General features: G+C 35.3%; 20 protein-coding genes and 2 pseudogenes. 17 read left to right on the plus strand and 5 right to left on the minus strand.

Annotated features, from left to right (window positions below):
- Position 1 precedes the first annotated feature (1 nt).
- On the minus strand, positions 2-436 hold the full coding sequence (locus AC4BC7_RS01100; protein WP_207940136.1) for a GNAT family N-acetyltransferase: 435 nt from the start codon (positions 434-436) through the stop codon (positions 2-4).
- Between the two features lie 111 nt (positions 437-547).
- Between AC4BC7_RS01100 and AC4BC7_RS01105 the strand changes: the two genes are divergently transcribed.
- The 9 genes and pseudogenes from AC4BC7_RS01105 to AC4BC7_RS01145 form a co-directional block, all read left to right on the plus strand.
- Complete coding sequence (locus AC4BC7_RS01105; protein ID WP_207940137.1) at positions 548-1675, plus strand: AI-2E family transporter; 1128 nt, start codon at positions 548-550, stop codon at positions 1673-1675.
- A 115-nt stretch (positions 1676-1790) separates the two neighbouring features.
- On the plus strand, positions 1791-3164 hold the full coding sequence (locus AC4BC7_RS01110; protein ID WP_207940138.1) for a hemolysin family protein: 1374 nt from the start codon (positions 1791-1793) through the stop codon (positions 3162-3164).
- A gap of 66 nt (positions 3165-3230) precedes the next feature.
- Positions 3231-4658, plus strand: coding sequence for an MFS transporter (locus AC4BC7_RS01115; RefSeq protein ID WP_016175423.1), 1428 nt, complete (start codon positions 3231-3233; stop codon positions 4656-4658).
- A 110-nt stretch (positions 4659-4768) separates the two neighbouring features.
- The gene (locus AC4BC7_RS01120; protein ID WP_207940139.1) at positions 4769-5758 is read left to right on the plus strand and encodes a LacI family DNA-binding transcriptional regulator; all 990 of its coding nucleotides are present in this window, start codon (positions 4769-4771) and stop codon (positions 5756-5758) included.
- Positions 5759-5942: 184 nt separating this feature from the next.
- A complete protein-coding gene (locus tag AC4BC7_RS01125; RefSeq protein WP_490503557.1) occupies positions 5943-6683 on the plus strand; it encodes a sugar phosphate isomerase/epimerase family protein in 741 nt (246 codons plus the stop codon).
- Complete coding sequence (locus tag AC4BC7_RS01130) at positions 6680-6925, plus strand: hypothetical protein (protein ID WP_016175420.1); 246 nt, start codon at positions 6680-6682, stop codon at positions 6923-6925. The genes AC4BC7_RS01125 and AC4BC7_RS01130 overlap by 4 nt, the downstream gene beginning before the upstream one ends.
- Before the next feature lie 12 nt (positions 6926-6937).
- Positions 6938-8209: a hypothetical protein gene (locus tag AC4BC7_RS01135; RefSeq protein WP_016175419.1), complete on the plus strand. Its 1272-nt coding sequence runs from the start codon at positions 6938-6940 to the stop codon at positions 8207-8209.
- A 42-nt stretch (positions 8210-8251) separates the two neighbouring features.
- Positions 8252-9217, plus strand: coding sequence for a sugar kinase (locus AC4BC7_RS01140; RefSeq protein WP_490503558.1), 966 nt, complete (start codon positions 8252-8254; stop codon positions 9215-9217).
- Positions 9214-9633: pseudogene (locus tag AC4BC7_RS01145) on the plus strand (orotidine 5'-phosphate decarboxylase / HUMPS family protein); the annotation flags it as partial. The gene AC4BC7_RS01140 and the pseudogene AC4BC7_RS01145, both read left to right, overlap by 4 nt.
- Before the next feature lie 33 nt (positions 9634-9666).
- On the opposite strand, the gene AC4BC7_RS01150 reads toward AC4BC7_RS01145, so the two are convergent.
- The gene (locus AC4BC7_RS01150) at positions 9667-10611 is read right to left on the minus strand and encodes an IS3 family transposase (RefSeq protein WP_490504395.1); all 945 of its coding nucleotides are present in this window, start codon (positions 10609-10611) and stop codon (positions 9667-9669) included.
- Positions 10497-11060, minus strand: a complete 564-nt coding sequence (locus tag AC4BC7_RS01155) for a helix-turn-helix domain-containing protein (RefSeq protein ID WP_311055572.1) — start codon at positions 11058-11060, stop codon at positions 10497-10499. Before AC4BC7_RS01155 ends, AC4BC7_RS01150 begins: the two co-directional genes overlap by 115 nt.
- 56 nt (positions 11061-11116) lie before the next feature.
- Here AC4BC7_RS01155 and AC4BC7_RS01160 point away from each other — a divergent pair.
- The 5 genes and pseudogenes from AC4BC7_RS01160 to AC4BC7_RS01180 all read left to right on the plus strand — a co-directional run.
- Positions 11117-11350: pseudogene (locus AC4BC7_RS01160) on the plus strand (orotidine 5'-phosphate decarboxylase / HUMPS family protein); the annotation flags it as partial.
- A complete protein-coding gene (gene hxlB, locus AC4BC7_RS01165; protein WP_490503559.1) occupies positions 11319-11855 on the plus strand; it encodes a 6-phospho-3-hexuloisomerase in 537 nt (178 codons plus the stop codon). The pseudogene AC4BC7_RS01160 and the gene hxlB, both read left to right, overlap by 32 nt.
- Before the next feature lie 5 nt (positions 11856-11860).
- Positions 11861-12511, plus strand: coding sequence for a bifunctional 4-hydroxy-2-oxoglutarate aldolase/2-dehydro-3-deoxy-phosphogluconate aldolase (locus AC4BC7_RS01170; RefSeq protein WP_207940144.1), 651 nt, complete (start codon positions 11861-11863; stop codon positions 12509-12511).
- A 126-nt stretch (positions 12512-12637) separates the two neighbouring features.
- The gene (locus AC4BC7_RS01175; protein WP_490503560.1) at positions 12638-14218 is read left to right on the plus strand and encodes a peptide chain release factor 3; all 1581 of its coding nucleotides are present in this window, start codon (positions 12638-12640) and stop codon (positions 14216-14218) included.
- Between the two features lie 198 nt (positions 14219-14416).
- Entirely contained in the window at positions 14417-14929 is a 513-nt protein-coding gene (locus AC4BC7_RS01180) for a hypothetical protein (protein WP_490503561.1), read from the plus strand.
- A 58-nt stretch (positions 14930-14987) separates the two neighbouring features.
- On the opposite strand, the gene AC4BC7_RS01185 is transcribed toward AC4BC7_RS01180, so the two are convergent.
- Both AC4BC7_RS01185 and AC4BC7_RS01190 read right to left on the minus strand, forming a co-directional pair.
- Positions 14988-15296, minus strand: a complete 309-nt coding sequence (locus tag AC4BC7_RS01185) for a DUF1827 family protein (protein WP_207940177.1) — start codon at positions 15294-15296, stop codon at positions 14988-14990.
- A gap of 142 nt (positions 15297-15438) precedes the next feature.
- Positions 15439-17652 carry an ATP-dependent Clp protease ATP-binding subunit gene (locus AC4BC7_RS01190; protein ID WP_207940178.1) on the minus strand — a complete coding sequence of 738 codons (2214 nt, stop codon included), beginning with the start codon at positions 17650-17652 and terminating at the stop codon, positions 15439-15441.
- A 205-nt stretch (positions 17653-17857) separates the two neighbouring features.
- Here AC4BC7_RS01190 and ykzS point away from each other — a divergent pair, with 205 nt between their 5' ends.
- From ykzS to ptsP, 3 genes are all read left to right on the plus strand, one after another.
- Positions 17858-18049, plus strand: coding sequence for a protein YkzS (ykzS, locus tag AC4BC7_RS01195; RefSeq protein WP_490503563.1), 192 nt, complete (start codon positions 17858-17860; stop codon positions 18047-18049).
- A gap of 172 nt (positions 18050-18221) precedes the next feature.
- Positions 18222-18488: a phosphocarrier protein HPr gene (locus AC4BC7_RS01200; RefSeq protein WP_016175407.1), complete on the plus strand. Its 267-nt coding sequence runs from the start codon at positions 18222-18224 to the stop codon at positions 18486-18488.
- Complete coding sequence (gene ptsP / locus AC4BC7_RS01205) at positions 18488-20218, plus strand: phosphoenolpyruvate--protein phosphotransferase (protein WP_207940180.1); 1731 nt, start codon at positions 18488-18490, stop codon at positions 20216-20218. The genes AC4BC7_RS01200 and ptsP overlap by 1 nt, the downstream gene beginning before the upstream one ends.
- Positions 20219-20307 lie beyond the last annotated feature (89 nt).

Raw genomic sequence — 20307 nt, forward strand, 5'->3', positions numbered from 1 at the left:
ATCAAATCTCTTTTGTCATCGTTACATGTTCAATCCCAGCATCTAAAAAGACATCGCCTTCTGCTTGATATCCAACGCGTTCATAAAAGGGTACGGCTGTTAACTGCGCGCCTAAGATTAAGCTATGATAGCCTTGTTCTTTTGCAAATGTTTCAGCAGCTTGCATGATGATTTTGCCTAAACCTTTTTGACGATGTTCGTTTAAAACTGCCATACGTTGAACTTTTATTTTTTGATCTTCCATTGGCAGTAAACGAACAGTTGCCATCGGAAGTCTATTTTCATCATATAAGACAAAATGAACTGTAAGAGCTTCGTATTGATCGATTTCTAAATCTAAAGGAACATTTTGTTCAACCACAAAGACTTGATTACGGATTTTTAATGCGTCTAAATAAATATCGCTCATGGTATCTCTTGTGTGTGCAACTAACATTTTCATCACCTCGTCATTATTATAAGCTTCTTTTAAATGGTTGGATAGTTTAAAAGAGGATTTTTTTTGTCAAATAGCATATAATTAATTCAGATTAGAAGGAGGTTAGTTATGTTTGAACGAGTAAAACAGTCGAAATTATTTTTTTGGTCGCTGGAATTATTAGTCTTGGCTACATTAATTTTAGTTTTATCAAAAATTGGTTTTGTTTTTCAACCAGTCGTTACATTTTTTACAACATTGTTTGCTCCGGTTTTAATTGCAGGTTTCTTGTATTATCTGTTAAATCCGATGGTCGAACTATTAACAAAGAGATTGAAAGTCAAAAGAATTATAGCAATTGTTATTGTGTTTTTCATATTAATTCTGGCATTAGTTTTAATGATTAGTAGTATTATTCCAAATTTGGTTATTCAAATCTCACAATTAGCTGAAAATATTCCAAATTTTGTAGAGCAAGTTGAGACTTGGGCATATGGTATAGCAAATACAGAAGTTGTTAAACAGATGTTCCAACAAGTGGACATTATGGAACAATTGGAAAAAATGAATTTATCCTATGGGGCGCTTATCCAACGTTTCTTAGGTGGTTTATCTAGTAGCCTAGGTTCGATTGTAGGTTCAATTGCTTCTGCAACGATGACGTTAGTAACTGCTCCGTTTATCTTGTTTTATATGTTAAAAGATGGCGATAAAGTGGTTCCGAATATTGAAAAAGCAATTCCCGAAAAACGACGTGGTCAAGTGGAAGAATTATTAGGGAAGTTAAACAAAACGTTGTCTAATTATATTAGTGGTCAAGCAATTGAATGTATTTTTGTTGCTACATTTACTTTCTTAGGTTATTTAATTATTGGCGTAGACTACGCGTTCTTGTTTGGTGTTATTGCGGGTATTACTAATTTAATCCCTTATTTAGGTCCTTATTTAGGTTTATTACCAGCAGTAGCAGTAACCATTTTCAATGATCCGTTTAAGGCATTGTTATGTTGTGTAGTCGTGTTAATTGTTCAACAATTAGATGGTAATATTATCTATCCAAACGTTATTGGTAAGAGTTTAGCTATCCATCCATTGACTATTATTATTGTGTTATTAGTTGCTGGAAATATTGCTGGTTTGCTAGGAATTTTCCTAGGTGTACCTTTCTATGCAGTATGTCGTACAATTGTTTTATTTATAATTCAGGTTATAAAAGAAGATAAAACGAAGCAAAAACAAGGGGAATTATTAGGATAAAAAAGAATTCAATTACTTTTTATTGCAAAGAAAACCCCTTTATGATACGATTTTAGCGTGGCGATTGCCACGCTTTTTTTTCAATAATTTGTAAAAATAAGGAGAGAATGCAACTATGAATGCTGACCCCGAGAGTCAGTCGCTATTAGCGCAAATATTGTTGTTAATTGTTTTAACATTGGTGAATGCTTTTTTAGCAGCATCAGAAATGTCGCTTGTTTCGATTAATAGAAATCGTGTTGAACAAAAGGCAGAAGAGGGAGATACAAAATCCCAAAAATTATTAAAAATATTAGAAAATCCAACGAATTTTCTATCGACAATCCAAGTCGGAATTACGTTAGTCAATATCTTGTCAGGGGCTTCGTTAGCTGACAGTTTGTCTAGCTATCTTGCACCGTATTTAGGTGGCGGAGCAGCGGCAAAAAGTTTAGCAAGTATCATTGTCTTGGCAATTTTGACGTATGTCTCAATTGTATTTGGTGAATTATATCCTAAACGAATCGCTTTAAACAAGTCTGAAGAGGTTGCTCAATTTACTTCTGGTGTAATTCGTTATATTGGAATTATTGCCAAACCGTTCGTATGGTTGTTGTCGGCTTCGACAAACTTACTTTCACGATTAACACCAATGACATTTGACGATGAAGATGCAAAAATGACGCGTGATGAAATGCGTTACATGATGGAAACTGAAGGTGTGTTTGAAGACAGCGAGTTGGAAATGTTACAAGGGATTTTTTCTTTGGATACGAAAGTTGCCAGAGAAGTAATGGTTCCACGTACCGATGCCTTTATGGTTGATATTCATGATGACGTAAAAGAAAATATGGATAAAATTTTAGCTGAAAACTTCTCACGTATTCCAGTCTACAATGAAGACAAAGATAAAGTGATTGGTGTTCTGCATACAAAAACCTTACTAAAAAGTGCATACAATGTTGGTTTTGATAATCTTGATTTAAAAGAATTGTTACAAGAACCTTTATTTGTTCCTGAAACAGTCTTTATTGATGATTTATTGTATGAATTGAAAAAGACGCAAAACCAAATGGCGATTCTTTTAGATGAATATGGTGGTGTGGTTGGTTTAGTCACACTGGAAGATTTATTAGAAGAAATTGTTGGTGAAATTGATGATGAGTCAGATGAAATTGAATCATTATATGAAAAAATTTCTGAAGATGAATACATTATTCAAGGTCGCATGTTAATCGATGACTTTAATGAACTTTTCCATACAAATCTACATATGTCAGATGTAGATACAATGGCAGGTTACTTTATTACTGCATTAGGAACGATTCCTGATGAAGACGATAAACTATCCTTTGATGTAGATAATGTCACTTTAACTTCAGAGGAAATGGAAGGCACGCGTGTCTTGAAGCTACGTGCAAAATTCCGTGAAGAAGAAGTGGATATTGAACCTGAAGAGGAACGACGCTTCTTCCGTAAAGATTTTGAAGAGGATGAACCAAGACGATAGTAAACTATGGAGTCTATGATTTCGATCATAGACTCTTTAATTTGAAGAAAGAAGGCAATTATTTTTATGAATAGTTATCAATTAAATCCCGAAGTGCAAAAGAATCGGTGGTGGATTTTAGTATCGGTTTCTATGTTTACGTTTATGTCAACACTAGATGGTAGTATTATCAATATTGCGTTACCCACAATCTCTAAAGACATGAATGTTCCTATGAACCAAGCAGAATGGATTGTGTCCATTTATTTAATTGTTGTGTGTGCGTGTTTATTGTTATTTGGAAAAATCGGTGATAGTTTTGGAAAAATTAAAGTGTATCAAATTGGTACCTTGATTTTTACGATTGGTTCGTTGCTGTGTGGTTTTAATCATTCTCTTTCATTTTTATTGTTTGCTCGTGTAGTTCAAGCGATTGGTGCTAGCATGACGATGGCAACGAACTCAGGAATTATTACAGAAGTTTTTCCTATGAATGAACGAGGACGTGCGTTAGGCTCAATTGGGGCATTTGTATCTTTAGGTTCAATTGCCGGCCCTGGTTTAGGTGGCTTAATTTTGTCCCAATTTTCTTGGCCATATATATTTTGGATTAATGTACCTGTTGGCATCATTACGATGATAGCGGGCACTAAATTTTTACCAAAAGATATTACCATGACGAAGAAAAAAATTGATAAATTAGGATTCTTGAGTTTTGCATCTTTCATCGTAACATTTTTTGGTGCAGTATTTATTGGACAAGAAGAAGGATTTCTACACATTGTTCCAGTAACATTATTTATTTTAGCGCTTATTTCATTTGTTTTATTTATTTTGATTGAAAAGAAAGTAAAAATTCCTTTAATTGCTTTTTCCATTTTTAAAAACAAAATTTTTACGCTAAGTTTAATTAGTGCGGTAATTATTTTTTCTTCTAACTTTTTTGTGAATGTGGTCATTCCATTTTATCTACAAAAAGCGCGTGGTTTAGGACCTAGTCAAGCGGGAATTTTAATGATGATTTTCCCGTTGGTCATGGTCATTGGTTCACCATTAAGTGGGTATTTAACCGATAAAATTGGCCCAACAAAATTAGTGTTGACAGGATTATCCTTACTTTCGATTACGCAATTAATGTATATGTTTATGGATGTACAGACACCACTTTGGTATTATGTGATAGCGACAGCCATTATGGGACTAGGAAATTCTTTATTCCAATCGCCAAATAATATGTTAGTCATGAGCAGCGTGGCTAAGGAGGACTTAGGTGTTGCGAGTAGTATGAATGCTTTTGCTCGTAATTTAGGGATGGTTATCGGAATTGCATTATCGACAACCGTATTATATGCCGCGATGAGTCAAAAAATGGGAGAAAAAGTCACCACTTATCTAAATGAGCGACCAGATGTCTTTGTCTATGGGATGAAAATTACCTTTTTATGTTCATTGTTATTATGTCTTTTTTCTCTAATAGTAACTGTTTGGCGTATTCGTAAAAATCCAGCAAACTAATTTGCGAGGGATCTTTGAAGAAAGATCCTTCTTTTTTTATGAAATCGATCGAGCAACTTCTCAAAAAACAATTGTTCATATAAAATAGAGAAAAGCAAAGGAGTTGTCAGATGAAAAAGAAAGTCACAATTAGCCAAGTAGCTGAACAGGCAGGTGTTTCAAAAACGACGATTTCTCGTTTTTTAAATGGTCAATATGGAAACATGTCCAAAGAAACGAAAGAACGTATCGCTTCGATAATTGAAGAATTGAATTACCGTCCTAGTCGGCAAGCGCAGGCCTTAAAATCAAAACGTAGTTATTTGATTGGTGTTGTTGTAGCAGATATTTCCAATATGTATTCTTCTTTATTGCTGAAAGGAATTGGGGCTGTTTTAGAACGCAATGGTTATCAGATGATTATTATGGATGCTGCAAATTCTGTCAAACAAGAGCGCAGTTTGTTAGAAAAATTACTGGATCAAGGAGTAGAGGCGATTATCTTACAAGCTTCCTCTAGAAATGCTGAAAATTATCAATTTATTCAAGATTACAATATTCCATTGCTGTTAGTGGACAGACAAACTGAACCAGTTATTTGGCCATTAGTCACAACAAATAATCAAGAAACAGTGGAAGAGATTTTACATCAAGCACTGCAAAAAGATTATCAAAAAGTGCTGGTAGTTAGTGAACCGTTACAAGATGTTACTACCCGTGAAGTTCGTTATGACACAGTCAAAAATGTGACTGAAAAAATGGGGAAAAAACAAGAGTTGCTTGAAGTAACCTCTGAGACTAATTTAAAACAACTCATTTTTGCAGAACTAAAGAATCCTGAACGAACGTTATTATTTGCTTCTAATGGTCGGGTATTAATGGAATTATTAACGATTCTAATCGAAAATAAGATTGATATTCCGCAACAAATTGGAATTACCGGATTTGATGATTGGAATCTAACAGCTTTGGTTGGACCTGGAATTACCAGTATTGAACAACAATCTCAACAAATTGGAGAGGTTGCTGCAGAGAAACTAGTAAATTTTTTGAAAAATTCAGAAGAATTAGAACAAGAAATCATCGTGCCAGCAAAAGTTCAATGGAGAAAATCAATTTAATTTTTGTTATTTTATAAAAAATATTTTATTTAAAAGATGCTTTGGGGATCGGTTTCCTAAAGCGTTTTTTTCTTTTTGTTTTTTTGAGCAGGTGTTTTTAATTTAAGAAAGCGTTGACATTTTTAGGAAACCGGTTTACTATTTGTTTATAGAAACCGGTTAACTTATTGAGAGGATAGTGTTTATGGATAAAGAGAATATTGTATTAAATTTATTAGTATTTGCTGAAAAAGTAGAAAATGGCGTTTCGCAAGCCGAAATATTGCAGAAATCAGCAGAGTTGGGATTTAAAAAAGTCGAAATAAGAAGAGAATATTTTCAAAATATTCATCAAGAGAAGCATGTTATTAAACAGCTTGCTTCGGACTTAGGAATTGAGCTGTTTTATAGTGTACCTGATGAAGTATTTGTTACTGGAAAATTAAATGACTCTTTGCAAAGCTATTTAGATGAAGCTAAAGAAATGGGCGTCAAACATATCAAATGGAATATTGGTGATTTCCAACCTTCTACATCATTGGATGAATTAGAAAAATTAACGCATACCGATATCAACATTAATATTGAAAATGATCAGACGCAAACATCGGGAACGATTCAAGCAATTAGACAATTTATGGAGAAAGTGGAAGAAGAACAGCTTCCAATTGGATATGTCTATGATTTAGGAAATTGGCGTTTTGTAGGAGAAAACGAAGATGATGCTGCTAAACGATTAAAAGAATACGTTCGTTATATCCATGTGAAAGATGTGCGCTATCAAGCGGATAAACCACAAGCCACCAAACTAGATGATGGCGAAATTGATTGGCGAACTATTTTAGCTCAATTACCACAAGATGTTCCTGTGGCTATCGAATATCCGACGACAAATGATTTAGAAATTAAACAAGCAAAAAAACTTTTAGAGGAGTGGTCTGCATGATAGAAAAACAAACACAAATTAACGCGGAAAAATTTGCTTATCAATTTATGAATAGTCTTCAACGACCTGAAGTGCAAACAGAAGAAATGGAGACAGCAGCAAAAGAATCTTTGGCTGCATACTTAACAGCATATTATTTAGCACAACGTTTCAATAATTTAGAGAACACTTTTTTTGAAGAAAATCATCAACAACGTACTTCAGCATACCAACGAATTTTAAGTGAATTGAATCAGTATTAGGAGGCAAATTAAATGGGTGGAGCAATTACAGGTATTTTGTTAGCGATTACTTTTGTTGCATTTGTTGTATATGCAATGAAGGGTGGAAATTTAACAGTTGGATTTTTTGTAATGGCTGTTTTATGGACGATGATAGGCTTAGTGCCGTTTAATCAAGCAATTAAAGAAATTTTTACAGACCCAGTATTAAATTATGGGAAAACTGCATCATATATTATTTTTGGATCATGGTTTGGTCGTGTGTTAGTTGATACAGGAATTGCAGGAAGTATTAGCCGACGAACCGAAAAAGTTGGCAAGAAAAATCCAGTTTTAGCGACCATTTTGATTGCTTTAGTTATTGCATTAATCTTCACCAGTTCATATGGTGTTGGTTCTGCAATTGCAGTAGGAGTGATTTTATTCCCAATCATGTTTTCAATCGGTGTACCTAAACCTATCGCCGTTAGTGTTTTTACGATGTCGATTGGGGCAGCAATGTATGTTAATAACGTTTTATTTGTTCAATTTCAAGTATTTTTCCCAGAAGTTTCTTGGGATGCGCATTACCAACGATTTGGTTTTGTAGCAATGATTATCCAAATGCTTATCGTTTTATTATTTATTCTATTTAACGCAAAGAAAATTCGTAATGGAAAACCAGAAATTGTAGCAACTGATTCAAGTGAAGCAATCGCAGAAGTTCCAATTTGGACTTATGTGTTACCGGTATTACCCGTTGCTTTAAGCATTTTTGCTAAATGGGATGCAGTGCCAGCTTTATTACTTTCAACAATTATTGCTTTTTTAGCAACTGGAAATATGAAATCGTATACACGTTTTGTCAAAATGATGAATGAAACAGCAACTCATGCTATTAGTGACATTTCAGGCTTATTGATTATGTTATTTGTTTTAACAATGTTTCAATCAGCAGCAGTGCATGCGATGTCTGGATTCACAGAAGTTTTCCAACAAATTATTCCAAGCAGTAAAGTGATCATGATAATTATTATAGCCATCTTAGCACCATTATCATTTTTCCGAGGACCGTTAATGTTATATGGAGCAGGTGCAGCGACAGCAGCAGTCTTAGTCGGCACAGGAAAATTTGATCAGTATTTCTTATATGGTTTGCTCGTGGTTCCATCCATGATGGGAGTGTCAGCATGTATCACTCAATCTTGGAATTTATGGGCAGTTCAATATGCTAGATTAGATACGAAAACGTTCTTGTCTACTGGAATTCCATGGGCGTGGGGTGCTACTGTTTTGAATTTAATCGCAGCTTTATATCTATTATAAAAATTGTAAACGCGTACAAAAAACGAATGAGGAGAATGAACAATGAGTGAATTTTTAACAATTGGTGAACCTATAGCATTATTTGGATCAAAAGAGGTAGATAAAAATTTAAAAGAGGCCAAACATTTTCAAAAATTTTTAGCCGGAGCAGAAGTGAATGTAACCGTAGGAGTTTCTCGCTTGGGACACAGTACACAATACATTACGCGTTTAGGAAAAGACCCCTTTGGTGAATTTATTATCGACCAATTAAAAGAAAACGAGATTGGAACAGATTATATTGATGAAACATCCGATTATTGGACAGCTTTCCAGTTAAAAGATCGTGTTAGTCATGGAGATCCGAGTATTTTTTATTTCCGCAAAGGATCGGCAGCTGCACATTTTGAGGCATCTGTTTTAGATACAATTGATTTTTCAGAAGTAAAATTGGCGCATCTTTCGGGCATCTTTCCAGCGATTTCTTCTGAAGCGTTAACAGCTTTTCGTCATTTTGTTGAATTGTTAGAACAACACCAGATTCAAACTACTTTTGACCCAAACTTACGTCCGCAACTTTGGGCAAGCCAAGAAGACATGGTCGCTACCATTAATGAACTAGCTTCACATGCAGATATTATTTTACCGGGGATTAATGAAGGTGAAATTTTAATGGGTAGTCGTAATCCAGAAGATATTGCGGACTTTTATTTAAATAATAGTGAAAAAACCCAAACGGTAGTTGTCAAATTAGGAATAGAAGGGGCGTATGTCAAACAAAAAGATGGGACTTCATTTACAATTCCAGGTTTTAAAGTTGAGCATGTAGTGGATACTGTAGGAGCTGGAGATGGTTTTGCAGCAGGATTAATCACGGCTTTAATTGAAGGAGAAAGTTTAGAAAATGCAGTTATTCGTGCCAACGCAATTGGTGCCTTGGCAGTGCAATCACCTGGTGATAATGATGGTTATCCAACACCAACAGAATTAACAGAATTTTTAACAAAAAATAAGGTGGCAAATAAATGAAATTACAAACAGCAATTGATCGTGTAAGTTTGACAGAAGCGTGTCATTTAGCAGAGCAACTTGATGGCAAAACGGATATTATCGAAATGGGCACTTCCTTAGTTAAAGATTATGGTAATTTAGCGATTGAAAAGTTACGAGGTATCATACATCACAGCGAATTATTAGTAGATAGTAAAACAATTGATGAAGGTGCATATGAATTTAATCAAGGATTCAAATTTGGTGCCGACATTATCACCGTGATGGGAGCAGCTTCCTATGATACTTTGCAAGTGTGTTATGAAGTTAGCCAGCAAACAAACAAGACCATGATGATTGATTTATTAGAAGTTTCGGATGAAAAAATAAAACAAATTCTTGATTTTCCGCAAGCTATTTATACATTGCATCATTCGATTGATAAAAAAGACCAACAAGGTGGCGACCCCTAAAAGTTAGAGTTTTTATTATGCAGCTGATTGGCTGGATTGAATTCGGTATTCGACCGGACTCAGTCCAGCCAATTTTACTTTTGATCGTACGTGGTTATACCAGTAGATGTATTCTTTAATTCGTCGTTTTAATTCTTCATAACTGACTAGTTTCTCTCCATAATACATTTCTTGTTTTAATATGCCAAAGAAATTCTCCATCGAAGCATTGTCTGCACACGTTGCTTTACGTGACATACTCTGGAATACATTGTTTTTATTTAATGTTTTTACCCATTTATTATGTTGGTAATGCCAACCTTGATCCGAATGGATAGTTGTACGGTAGGTTGCGTGATTCTTTATTATCTCTATTGTTTCATTTAGTGGCTCCATGACTAAATCTAATGTTGGGCGTTTCTTAATTCCAAACGCAATCACTTCTCCATTATATAGGTCAAGAATAGGGTTTAAATACAACTTTTCTTCCCCTAGACATTTGAATTCCGTAATGTCAGTTACTAGTTTCTGAAATGGGATAGGTGTACTAAACCGACGTGACAATCGATTCTTCACTATTTTTCCAGTAGTTCCTTTATATGAATTGTATTTACGGGATTTTCGCATGAATTTTACACACTTTAATCCTAGCTCTCGCATAATGCGATACACCTTTTTATGATTAATACAGTATCCTAATTTCTTTAACTCGTCTGTAATCCGTTTATATCCATAACGTTCATAAAACGCCTTAAATAGGTGAGTAATGCGTTCTTTTAGTTCGATATCCAGATCTTCTTTTCCGAAGTTCTTGACATGATAGTGATAGGTTGCTTCGGGAATTCCCACAACTAGGATAATATCCTTTAATCGGAACCCTTCTTCTTTAAGTTCGAATGCCCATTTTGCTTGCGCTTTTCGAGTAAGACATTCGGATTTTCCCGAAAAGCTCTCAGCTTTTTTAAATAGGCAATTTCTAATCTCAGTAGTTCATTCTCTCGTTCTAACTCCGTTTCACGTGTGAACTTGTTTTCTTCCTTTTTCGTTTGTTTATTTAGTTTCTTAGTCATAGAAGGTCGCTCCTTTGATTTTGGTTTCAAGCCTTCTATCCCTTGAGAATTAAAATCTTTCATCCAACGATAAATTAATGAAGGATTATTTAATCCGAATTGTTCAGTCGTTTCCTGATAAGAAGCACCTGTGTCTAACATAAATTGTATCGTATTTAATTTAAATTGAACAGGATATACTTCCTTCCTTTTTCTTCGTTTTAATCCCTCCATCCCTTGTGTTTTATAAGCTCTTACCCAATTTTGTAATGGTGTTGCAGAAGGCATATTGTATTTCTTCGCCAATAATTTATAACCAATATTTCCATCCAAATACTCCGTAACAAGCTTTATTTTAAATTCTTCACTATATTTAGCCATAAAAATACCCCCGAAAGTTAGATTTATTACTCTAACTTTCGGGGGTCGGTACCCAAGATGCAGTTGCAAGTGTCGCTGATTTCCATCAAAAGTTTCCGCAAATCAATCGTTTAGCGATTGCAGGTGGAATTGATTTAAAACAAGCAACGGCTTTGGCACAACAAAATTTAGTAGAAGTTGTCATTGTTGGGTCAAAAATTACAAAAGCTTCTTCAATGAACGAAGCAGTAAATGAATTTATGAAGGAGATTAAAGGTTATGATTCAAACAATTATGAACGAAATAAATGAAGTAATGAATTTGGTGGATGAAAAGCAAATTGATGCAACGTTACCATTTTTCAAAAAAGATAAACGAATTTTTATTACAGGTGCAGGTCGTAGCGGGTTTCAAGCAAAAGGATTTGCAATGCGTTTGATGCATATTGGTTATCAAGATTATGTGATGGGTGAAACGATTACGCCATCGATTCAAAAAGGAGATACTTGGATTGCTATTTCAGGATCGGGTACCACTAAAGGCATTGTTACGGATACACAGGCTGCCAAAAAATTAGGCTTAGATATTATTGTTTTAACGAGCGATGCAACTTCGCCTTTGGCACAACTAGCTGATTTCGTTATCGTGATTCCAGGTGCGACTAAAACAGGTGCAGGAATCAAATCAGTTCAACTCTTATCGACGCTGTTTGATCAAACGGTTCATATCACTTTAGATGCTTTGACCTTAAAACTAGCACAAAGAGATGAAACGTCTAATGAAGATGCGTTGCATGAACATGTAAATGTGGAGTAAGTATTATGAAAAAAATAGAAATTCTCAAAAAAATTGAACGTGCTGGAATTATTGCCGTGATTCGTGGAGAGACAGCAAAAGAAGCTATTCAAAGCAGTGAAGCGATTCTTGCTGGAGGGATTCAAGGGATAGAAGTGACTTTTACGGTTCCGCAAGCGGAGCAAGTGATTTATGAACTACATCAGCGTTACCAAGAATATTCGGAAGTCGTACTAGGTGCCGGTACAGTATTAGATGCAACTACTGCCAGAATCGCTATTAGCGCAGGCGCACAATTTATTGTGAGTCCATGTTTTGATAAAGAAACAGCTAAGCTATGTAATTTATATCAAATTCCTTATTTGCCTGGATGTATGACAATTACTGAAATGAAAACTGCACTTACTTATGGAGCAGATATTATCAAATTGTTTCCAGGCAGTTTATCGGGACCAAATGCAATCAAAGCGTTTCATGGTCCCTTACCGACTGTAGACATCATGCCTACTGGAGGCGTAAATTTAGAAAATTTACATGAATGGGTTGCAGCTGGAAGTATTGCGGTAGGCGTTGGTGGCAATTTATTAGCACCTGCTAAAGATGGTAATTTTGATAAAATGACAGCTTTAGCAAAACAATATCAGAAACGTTATCAAGAAGTCATCAATCAATTATAAAAATGTTTGAAAAAGAGTTTGTAGCTACGGTTGCAGACTCTTTTTCAATACGACAATTCATGGTATACTGAAAAAGTTCGTGAATATGTCTGACATATTTAACTAGATAGTGAAAGGAAATTAGTAATGAATAATCCAAATTTAAAAGAACAAGTAGATAGCCGTCGTACCTTTGCGATTATTTCCCATCCAGATGCAGGTAAGACAACCATTACAGAACAATTATTGCTTTTTGGAGGAGCCATTCGCCAAGCAGGAACTGTTAAAGGGAAGAAAACAGGGAATTTTGCTAAGTCTGACTGGATGGAAATCGAGAAACAACGTGGAATTTCGGTAACCAGTTCCGTTATGCAATTTGATTACCAAAATAAACGCGTCAATATTTTAGATACACCTGGACATGAGGACTTCTCTGAAGATACCTATCGTACTTTAATGGCGGTAGATAGTGCAGTCATGGTTATTGATAGCGCAAAAGGGATTGAAGCACAAACAAAAAAACTTTTCCAAGTTGTTAAACGTCGAGGGATTCCTATTTTTACTTTTATCAACAAATTAGACCGTGATGGCCGTGAACCATTAGAATTATTGGAAGAACTAGAAGAATTGTTAGATATTGAATCTTATCCAATGAATTGGCCGATTGGTATGGGGAAAGGAATGGAAGGATTATACGATATTTACAATCAACGTGTGGAATTATATCGTCCAGAAAATTATGATGGCGAACGTTTAATTCCTCTAGATGAGAACGGTGAAATTCCATCTACCCATCCACTTACTGAAAAAAGTATTTATTCGCAAGTTTTGGAAGAAGTTGAATTATTAAAAGAAGCCGGCGATGAATTTGATACAGATAAAATTGCTCATGGCGAACAAACACCGGTCTTCTTTGGCTCGGCTTTAACGAATTTTGGTGTGCAAACATTCTTAGAAACGTTCTTACAATTTGCGCCAGCACCATACGGGCATAAAACAATGGATGACCAAATAGTGACCCCATATGAAGAAGAGTTTTCTGGATTTGTCTTTAAAATTCAAGCCAATATGAACCCTGCGCACCGTGACCGAATTGCATTTGTACGAATATGTTCAGGAACGTTTGAGCGTGGTATGGACGTTGTTTTAGGACGCACAGGCAAAAAAATGAAATTAAGTAATGTGACTCAATTTATGGCTGACGCTCGTGAAAATGTCCAAGAAGCTGTTTCTGGTGACATTATTGGGGTATACGATACTGGAAATTATCAAATTGGGGATACTTTATATGAAGGAAAATTAAAAGTAGCTTACGAAGAGTTACCTTCATTTACGCCTGAATTATTTATGAAAGTCACTGCTAAAAACGTGATGAAACAAAAATCGTTCCATAAAGGTATTTATCAATTAGTCCAAGAAGGAGCTATTCAATTATATAAAACATATTTAACAGATGAATATATTATTGGTGCCGTTGGTCAACTTCAATTTGAAGTCTTCCAACATCGTATGTTAAATGAATACAACTCCGAAGTAATTATGACGCCTATGGGCAATAAAATTGCACGTTGGATTGAACCCGAAGACTTAGATGAGCGTATGAGTTCTAGTCGTAATATTCTGGCAAAAGATCGTTTTGATCAACCATTGTTTTTGTTCGAAAACCAATTCGCGATGCGTTGGTTTGCCGACAAGTATCCAGATGTGAAATTGAAGGGTTTGATGTAAATATTTACTGAAAAATGATTAAAGTCCCCTTTTATGTCTGATTAGGCATAAAGGGGGCTTTGTGTTTATGTAAAAGTAACTACATTATATAGAGAGAACAAAAAGTAGCTAGGGAACTTAAAGGGAAAATATTATTTTTCATTCATTGCGACATTGCCACAAATATTCTAAAATAACGTTAAAGGAGTGAACAGAGTAATGAATCAATTAAAAGTAACCATCATTTTTAATGGTAAAGAAATTTCTAATAGTCTAGATCCCGCAACTATTGATAGCATTGAAGAAGCAGAAAAAATTGTGAATGAGACAATCGAAACCTTTATTCAAAGATATAAATTAAATGATTTGTTCGCACAAAAAGTTCGTAAAGATTCATATTGGAATAAAGAAGAGTTTCAACAAATGAATGAAGAAGATAAATATAGTGCTACTCATTCAAAAGAAATTTATGATTTATTCCAGAGCTACCTGAAAGAGTCGAATATGGAAAAAGCTCAGGCAGTTCGTTTGGCAAAAGAAAATATTGCAAATTATTATCAATTAATCACCGATTTGGAACATGAAGGGTATGAACGAGCAATCGCTAAACACATCGTAGAAAATAGTCCGCGAAGAAAAGAACGTTTAGAATTTGCGGTGATGGTTTTAGGAGATAAAGGTTATCCAAAGCATAATAAAGAAATTGCTGAACTTAAAGGATTTTATGAATAAAAATATCCAAACTATAGGAGATGATGTACAATCTCTCCATAGTTTGGATATTTTTTCTTTATTCTACAGGTAACGCTTTAGGAATCGATATTTCAATAAACTCATTGTCTTCAATAATGGTTATATCTTTATCAGAGTACAATTCAGAAGGAATCTTAGCTAAAAAGTGTTTTTTGATTTCTTCGATTTCTTCTGGATGGATTTTCCTCTTATTATTTACAATTAAAATTTCATTATGGAGCGGTGCTTCAGTATAAATAACAGTGGTATTACCAGCAGTGAAAACTTTAACTAATGAAGCATCGGTATTCTCGAGTTGTTGTTTGACTAATCGAGAGTGGCTGTTTGTTACATTTACCAACTTCATATCGCTCACCTCACATTCTCTTGTCTATAGGATAATTATATTTTCTTTTCAAAGAAATAGAAAGTATTATCTCTTAAAAAATTAAAAAAAGTTGGTCAAAAAATGATATTTGACCAACTTTTTTTTAGATAGTAAATCTAGTTTATTCTTTTTCATCGACGACAACGTTTTTTGTTGCGATAATTACTTTACCCTCATCATTTAAAGTTGCTTCAAGTGAATGTTCGGTTGGATGATCGAGGTAGAATTCGGCAATCCCATCTTCAATTTGTTCTTGGATTGTTCGACGTAGTGGACGAGCACCCATTGCTGGATCAAAGCCCAGTTCTACGAGTTTTTCTTTCACTTCTGGTGTGACATCGATGTGTAAATGTTGTTGTTCTAACATGCCATTTACTTCATCTAACATCAACGCAACAATTTTCAATAGATTTTCTTTACTCAACGCTTTGAATTCAATGATACCGTCAAAACGGTTCAAGAATTCTGGTGTGAAATAATGATGCAATTGATTTAAGACAGAACGAGTGATGCCTTCTCGAGCAGCGCCAAAACCTACATTGGCTTCTACTTTGCCTGACCCAGCGTTACTTGTCATAATGATTAATGTGTCTTTGAAGCTGACTGTACGTCCTTGAGCATCTGTCAAACGTCCATCATCTAAGATTTGTAAGAACATGTGCAATACATCCGGATGAGCTTTTTCTACTTCATCTAATAAAATGAGACTATACGGATTACGGCGCACTTTTTCAGTTAATTGTCCAGCTTCTTCATAACCAACATAACCAGGAGGGGAACCAATTAATTTAGAAATACTATGTTTTTCCATATATTCCGACATGTCAAAACGAATCATTGAATCTTCTGAACCAAACATTTCATAAGCTAGTTGTTTGGCAAGTTCTGTTTTTCCGACACCGGTTGGACCTACAAATAAGAAAGAGCCAATCGGACGATTTTTCTTGCCAAGACCGACACGATTGCGACGAATCGCTTTGGCTACTTTATCAATTGCTTCATCTTGACCAATCACATGTTCTTTTAAGTCAATGGCTAAGTTTTTCAATTGGGCTTGTTCTTTTTCTTTTAGTTCACCGACTGGAATACCTGTCCGCTCTTCAACGATTTGTTCCATAGTTTTTTCATCGATTACAGGTGTTTCTTCTTCAGTAATTTGACGTTCTTTCATTTTTTGTAATTTATTGATTTGGTCTCGATAATAAGCTGCTTTTTCAAAATCTTCTTCCTGAGAAGCTAGTTGTTTTTGTTGTTGGGCATCTGCTAATTTTTTATCGATAACTTTTGGATCAACAAATTGAATAGTTAAGTTTTCTTTTGAACCAGATTCATCTAATAAATCGATTGCTTTATCTGGTAAGAAACGGTCTTGGATATAACGATTTGAAAGAACAGCCGCAGCACGGATTGCTTCATCTGTATATTTTACATGATGATAATCTTCATAACGTGGTTGGAGACCTTTTAAAATGGTAACTGTTTCTTCAACAGATGGTTCGTCCACACGAACAGGCTGCATTCTACGTTCTAACGCAGCATCTTTTTCAATGATACGATATTCACTAAGTGTAGTCGCGCCTACCATTTGTATTTCGCCACGAGCTAATGCTGGTTTCAAAATATTACCGGCATCCAAGTTACCATCCCCAGCACTTCCAGCACCTACGATTTCATGCACTTCATCAATAAATAGGATAATATTTTCCGCTTGCTTAATTTCTTCAATTAGTTTTTGGACGCGTTCTTCAAATTGACCACGGATACCTGTTCCTTGAACTAATGAAGCAACATCTAGACGAATTACTTCTTTATCCAAAAGTTTTTGAGGAACATCACCATCGACGATTTTTTGTGCCAATCCTTCAACAACAGCTGTTTTACCGACACCTGGTTCACCGATTAATACCGGATTGTTTTTTGTTCGTCGATTGAGAATTTCAATGACACGTTTAATTTCTGAATCGCGACCAACAACAGGATCGATTTCACCATCTCGAGCTTGTTGCGTAATATTAATACCATATTCACCTAAAATTCCAGGTGTATTGTTGATAGGTGGTTGCCCACCATTAAAATTATTTTGATTTCCACCTGCTTGGGTAGGAGGCGTCTGATTATAGGAAGGAGTTCCTTGTTGCATTTGTTGAGACATTTGTCTAAACAAATCATCTAGACTACCAAAGCCAAATGGATCTTGAGGCATCGCATTTGTTGTTTGTTGACCTTTAATTTTTTGATAACAACTTTGACAATAATCAATTTGTTTTCTTTGTCCGCCGACATTTGCATATAAATGAATTGTCGCTTCGTTTTTTCCACAGTTTTGGCAAAGCATAGTGTCTCACGACCTTTCATACAGTTTTGTCTTTTGTAGTGAGTAATCAGGAAAAGAAGGGCAATTAATCCATTGACCAACTTTGACCTTTAACACTATTATACAATCTTTTTAATGATGTGCAAGTATTTGAATTTGCAGTTTTCTTAAAAAGAATTATAATTTTTAAGGTAGAAGAATTACAATTAAATAAAGGAGCTTAACTATGGAAAACAACCCTTATGTTGATTTATTAGATAAATTGCAAAATGGAGAGATTGAAGAAATTGTAATAGAAAGAGACGATTTTTTTGTGTTTCGTGAAGTGTGGATTAATCGAGAAGACCGCACATCCTTTGTTGGGGAAGCTGGTTTAAATGGGAAAATAATTTATCGCTATGAAATGGATGCGAAATAAAAAGTAATTTTCGTAAGTATTTGATGATTTATTTGGGAAAACGGTTGTCTAACTAACAAAAAAATGGTAATCTTAACAATTGAAAGGGTGGTTAAATTCTGTCTGTTAGACAAGAGTTGACAAAAGTAAGCCCTCACAAAAAATTTAGATATCACTAAAGGAGATTGATAATATGGAAAAGAAAGATTTTCACGTAATTGCTGAGACAGGAATTCACGCACGTCCAGCGACTTTATTAGTTCAAACAGCGAGCAAATTTAACTCTGATGTTAACTTAGAGTACAAAGGTAAATCAGTTAACCTTAAATCAATCATGGGCGTTATGTCTTTAGGCGTTGGTCAAGGTTCTGACGTTACAATTACTGCAGAAGGTGCTGACGAAAAAGAAGCAATTGCTGCTATCGTTGAAACAATGCAAAAGGAAGGATTGTCTGAATAATGGTTGAAATGCTAAAGGGAATTGCGGCAAGTGATGGCGTAGCAGTTGCGAAGGCATACCTATTAGTTCAACCTGACTTAACTTTTACAAAAGTTACAGTTGAAGACATATCTGCTGAAGAAGCTCGTCTAGATGATGCACTAGCTAAATCTACTGAAGAATTAAAACAAATTCGTGATAAAGCTGCTCAAGCTTTAGGCGAAGAAGAAGCGCAAGTATTTGACGCTCATTTAATGGTTCTTAGCGATCCAGAAATGATTGGTCAAATTAAGCAAAATATTTCAGACAATAAAGTTAATGCTGAATCTGCGTTAAAAGAAGTTACAGACATGTATATTGGCATGTTTGAAGCAATGGAAGATAATGCTTATATGCAAGAGCGTGCTGCGGATATCCGTGACGTTGCGAAGCGTGTATTAGCACATTTATTGCAAGTAACTTTACCTAATCCATCTATGATTAATGAAGAAGTTGTTGTGATTGCACATGACTTAACACCGAGTGATACAGCGCAATTAGATCGTAATTTCGTTAAAGCATTCGTAACTAATATTGGTGGACGTACTTCTCACTCAGCGATTATGGCTCGTTCTTTAGAGATTCCAGCAATCGTGGGAACAAAAGATATCACTGCAAAAGTAAAAGCAGGTGATATTATAGCTGTTAACGGTATCGAAGGCGATGTTATCGTCAATCCTACTGAAGAACAAGCTACAGAATTCCATAAAGCTGGAGAAGCTTTCGCTGCACAAAAAGCAGAATGGGAAAAACTTAAAAATGCCCAAACTGTTACAGCTGACGGTAAACACATTGAGCTAGCAGCAAACATTGGTACACCAAAAGATTTAACTGGTGTCCATAACAATGGTGCTGAAGCTGTTGGACTTTATCGTACAGAATTTTTATACATGGATGCTCCAGATTTCCCATCTGAAGAAGACCAATATGTAGCTTACAAAGCGGTATTGGAAGGCATGGATGGTAAACCTGTAGTTGTTCGTACAATGGATATCGGTGGCGATAAAGAACTACCATATCTACAATTACCACATGAAATGAACCCATTCTTGGGATACCGTGCATTACGTATCAGTTTATCTGAATTAGGCGATGGCATGTTCCGTACACAATTACGTGCATTGTTACGTGCTTCTGTTCATGGACAATTACGTATCATGTTCCCAATGGTTGCAACGCTGAAAGAATTCCGCGCTGCTAAAAAAATGTATGACGAAGAACGTCAAAAATTAGTTGACGAAGGTATCGCAGTTGCTGATGGTATCCAAGTAGGTATCATGATTGAAATCCCTGCAGCAGCCGTTTTAGCTGACCGTTTTGCTAAAGAAGTTGACTTCTTCAGTATTGGAACAAATGACTTGATTCAATACACAATGGCAGCAGACCGTATGAACGAACAAGTTTCTTACTTGTATCAACCATATAACCCATCAATTTTACGTTTAATTAAAAACGTGGTTGATTCAGCACACGCTGAAGGTAAATGGGCTGGTATGTGTGGAGAAATGGCCGGCGATCAAATGGCTGTTCCATTATTAATGGGGATTGGTTTAGATGAGTTCTCAATGAGCGCAACATCTATTCTAAAAACTCGTAGCTTAATGAAACGTTTAGACACTACTAAAATGCAAGAACTTGCAAATCGTGCGCTTAAAGATTGCGACACAATGGAAGAAGTCGTTGCTTTAGTTGAAGAATACGTTGCTGAATAAGGCTTTTTAAGCTTTTATTCTCAAAAATTGAAAGGCTCTACCTCTCTAATTTTCAGCGGGGGGTAGAGCCTTTTTTTGTTCTGAAAAAA

The organism is Enterococcus sp. AMC1623 (assembly GCF_058216495.1).

What these genes read in the sequence shown, in the direction of transcription:
- AC4BC7_RS01100 (WP_207940136.1), bottom strand. Translation starts at nt 436, where the DNA reads ATGTTAGTTGCACACACAAGAGATACCATGAGCGATATTTATTTAGAC.
- AC4BC7_RS01105 (WP_207940137.1), top strand. Translation starts at nt 548, where the DNA reads ATGTTTGAACGAGTAAAACAGTCGAAATTATTTTTTTGGTCGCTGGAA.
- AC4BC7_RS01110 (WP_207940138.1), top strand. Translation starts at nt 1,791, where the DNA reads ATGAATGCTGACCCCGAGAGTCAGTCGCTATTAGCGCAAATATTGTTG.
- AC4BC7_RS01115 (WP_016175423.1), top strand. Translation starts at nt 3,231, where the DNA reads ATGAATAGTTATCAATTAAATCCCGAAGTGCAAAAGAATCGGTGGTGG.
- AC4BC7_RS01120 (WP_207940139.1), top strand. Translation starts at nt 4,769, where the DNA reads ATGAAAAAGAAAGTCACAATTAGCCAAGTAGCTGAACAGGCAGGTGTT.
- AC4BC7_RS01125 (WP_490503557.1), top strand. Translation starts at nt 5,943, where the DNA reads ATGGATAAAGAGAATATTGTATTAAATTTATTAGTATTTGCTGAAAAA.
- AC4BC7_RS01130 (WP_016175420.1), top strand. Translation starts at nt 6,680, where the DNA reads ATGATAGAAAAACAAACACAAATTAACGCGGAAAAATTTGCTTATCAA.
- AC4BC7_RS01135 (WP_016175419.1), top strand. Translation starts at nt 6,938, where the DNA reads ATGGGTGGAGCAATTACAGGTATTTTGTTAGCGATTACTTTTGTTGCA.
- AC4BC7_RS01140 (WP_490503558.1), top strand. Translation starts at nt 8,252, where the DNA reads ATGAGTGAATTTTTAACAATTGGTGAACCTATAGCATTATTTGGATCA.
- AC4BC7_RS01155 (WP_311055572.1), bottom strand. Translation starts at nt 11,060, where the DNA reads ATGGCTAAATATAGTGAAGAATTTAAAATAAAGCTTGTTACGGAGTAT.
- hxlB (WP_490503559.1), top strand. Translation starts at nt 11,319, where the DNA reads ATGATTCAAACAATTATGAACGAAATAAATGAAGTAATGAATTTGGTG.
- AC4BC7_RS01170 (WP_207940144.1), top strand. Translation starts at nt 11,861, where the DNA reads ATGAAAAAAATAGAAATTCTCAAAAAAATTGAACGTGCTGGAATTATT.
- AC4BC7_RS01175 (WP_490503560.1), top strand. Translation starts at nt 12,638, where the DNA reads ATGAATAATCCAAATTTAAAAGAACAAGTAGATAGCCGTCGTACCTTT.
- AC4BC7_RS01180 (WP_490503561.1), top strand. Translation starts at nt 14,417, where the DNA reads ATGAATCAATTAAAAGTAACCATCATTTTTAATGGTAAAGAAATTTCT.
- AC4BC7_RS01185 (WP_207940177.1), bottom strand. Translation starts at nt 15,296, where the DNA reads ATGAAGTTGGTAAATGTAACAAACAGCCACTCTCGATTAGTCAAACAA.
- AC4BC7_RS01190 (WP_207940178.1), bottom strand. Translation starts at nt 17,652, where the DNA reads ATGCTTTGCCAAAACTGTGGAAAAAACGAAGCGACAATTCATTTATAT.
- ykzS (WP_490503563.1), top strand. Translation starts at nt 17,858, where the DNA reads ATGGAAAACAACCCTTATGTTGATTTATTAGATAAATTGCAAAATGGA.
- AC4BC7_RS01200 (WP_016175407.1), top strand. Translation starts at nt 18,222, where the DNA reads ATGGAAAAGAAAGATTTTCACGTAATTGCTGAGACAGGAATTCACGCA.
- ptsP (WP_207940180.1), top strand. Translation starts at nt 18,488, where the DNA reads ATGGTTGAAATGCTAAAGGGAATTGCGGCAAGTGATGGCGTAGCAGTT.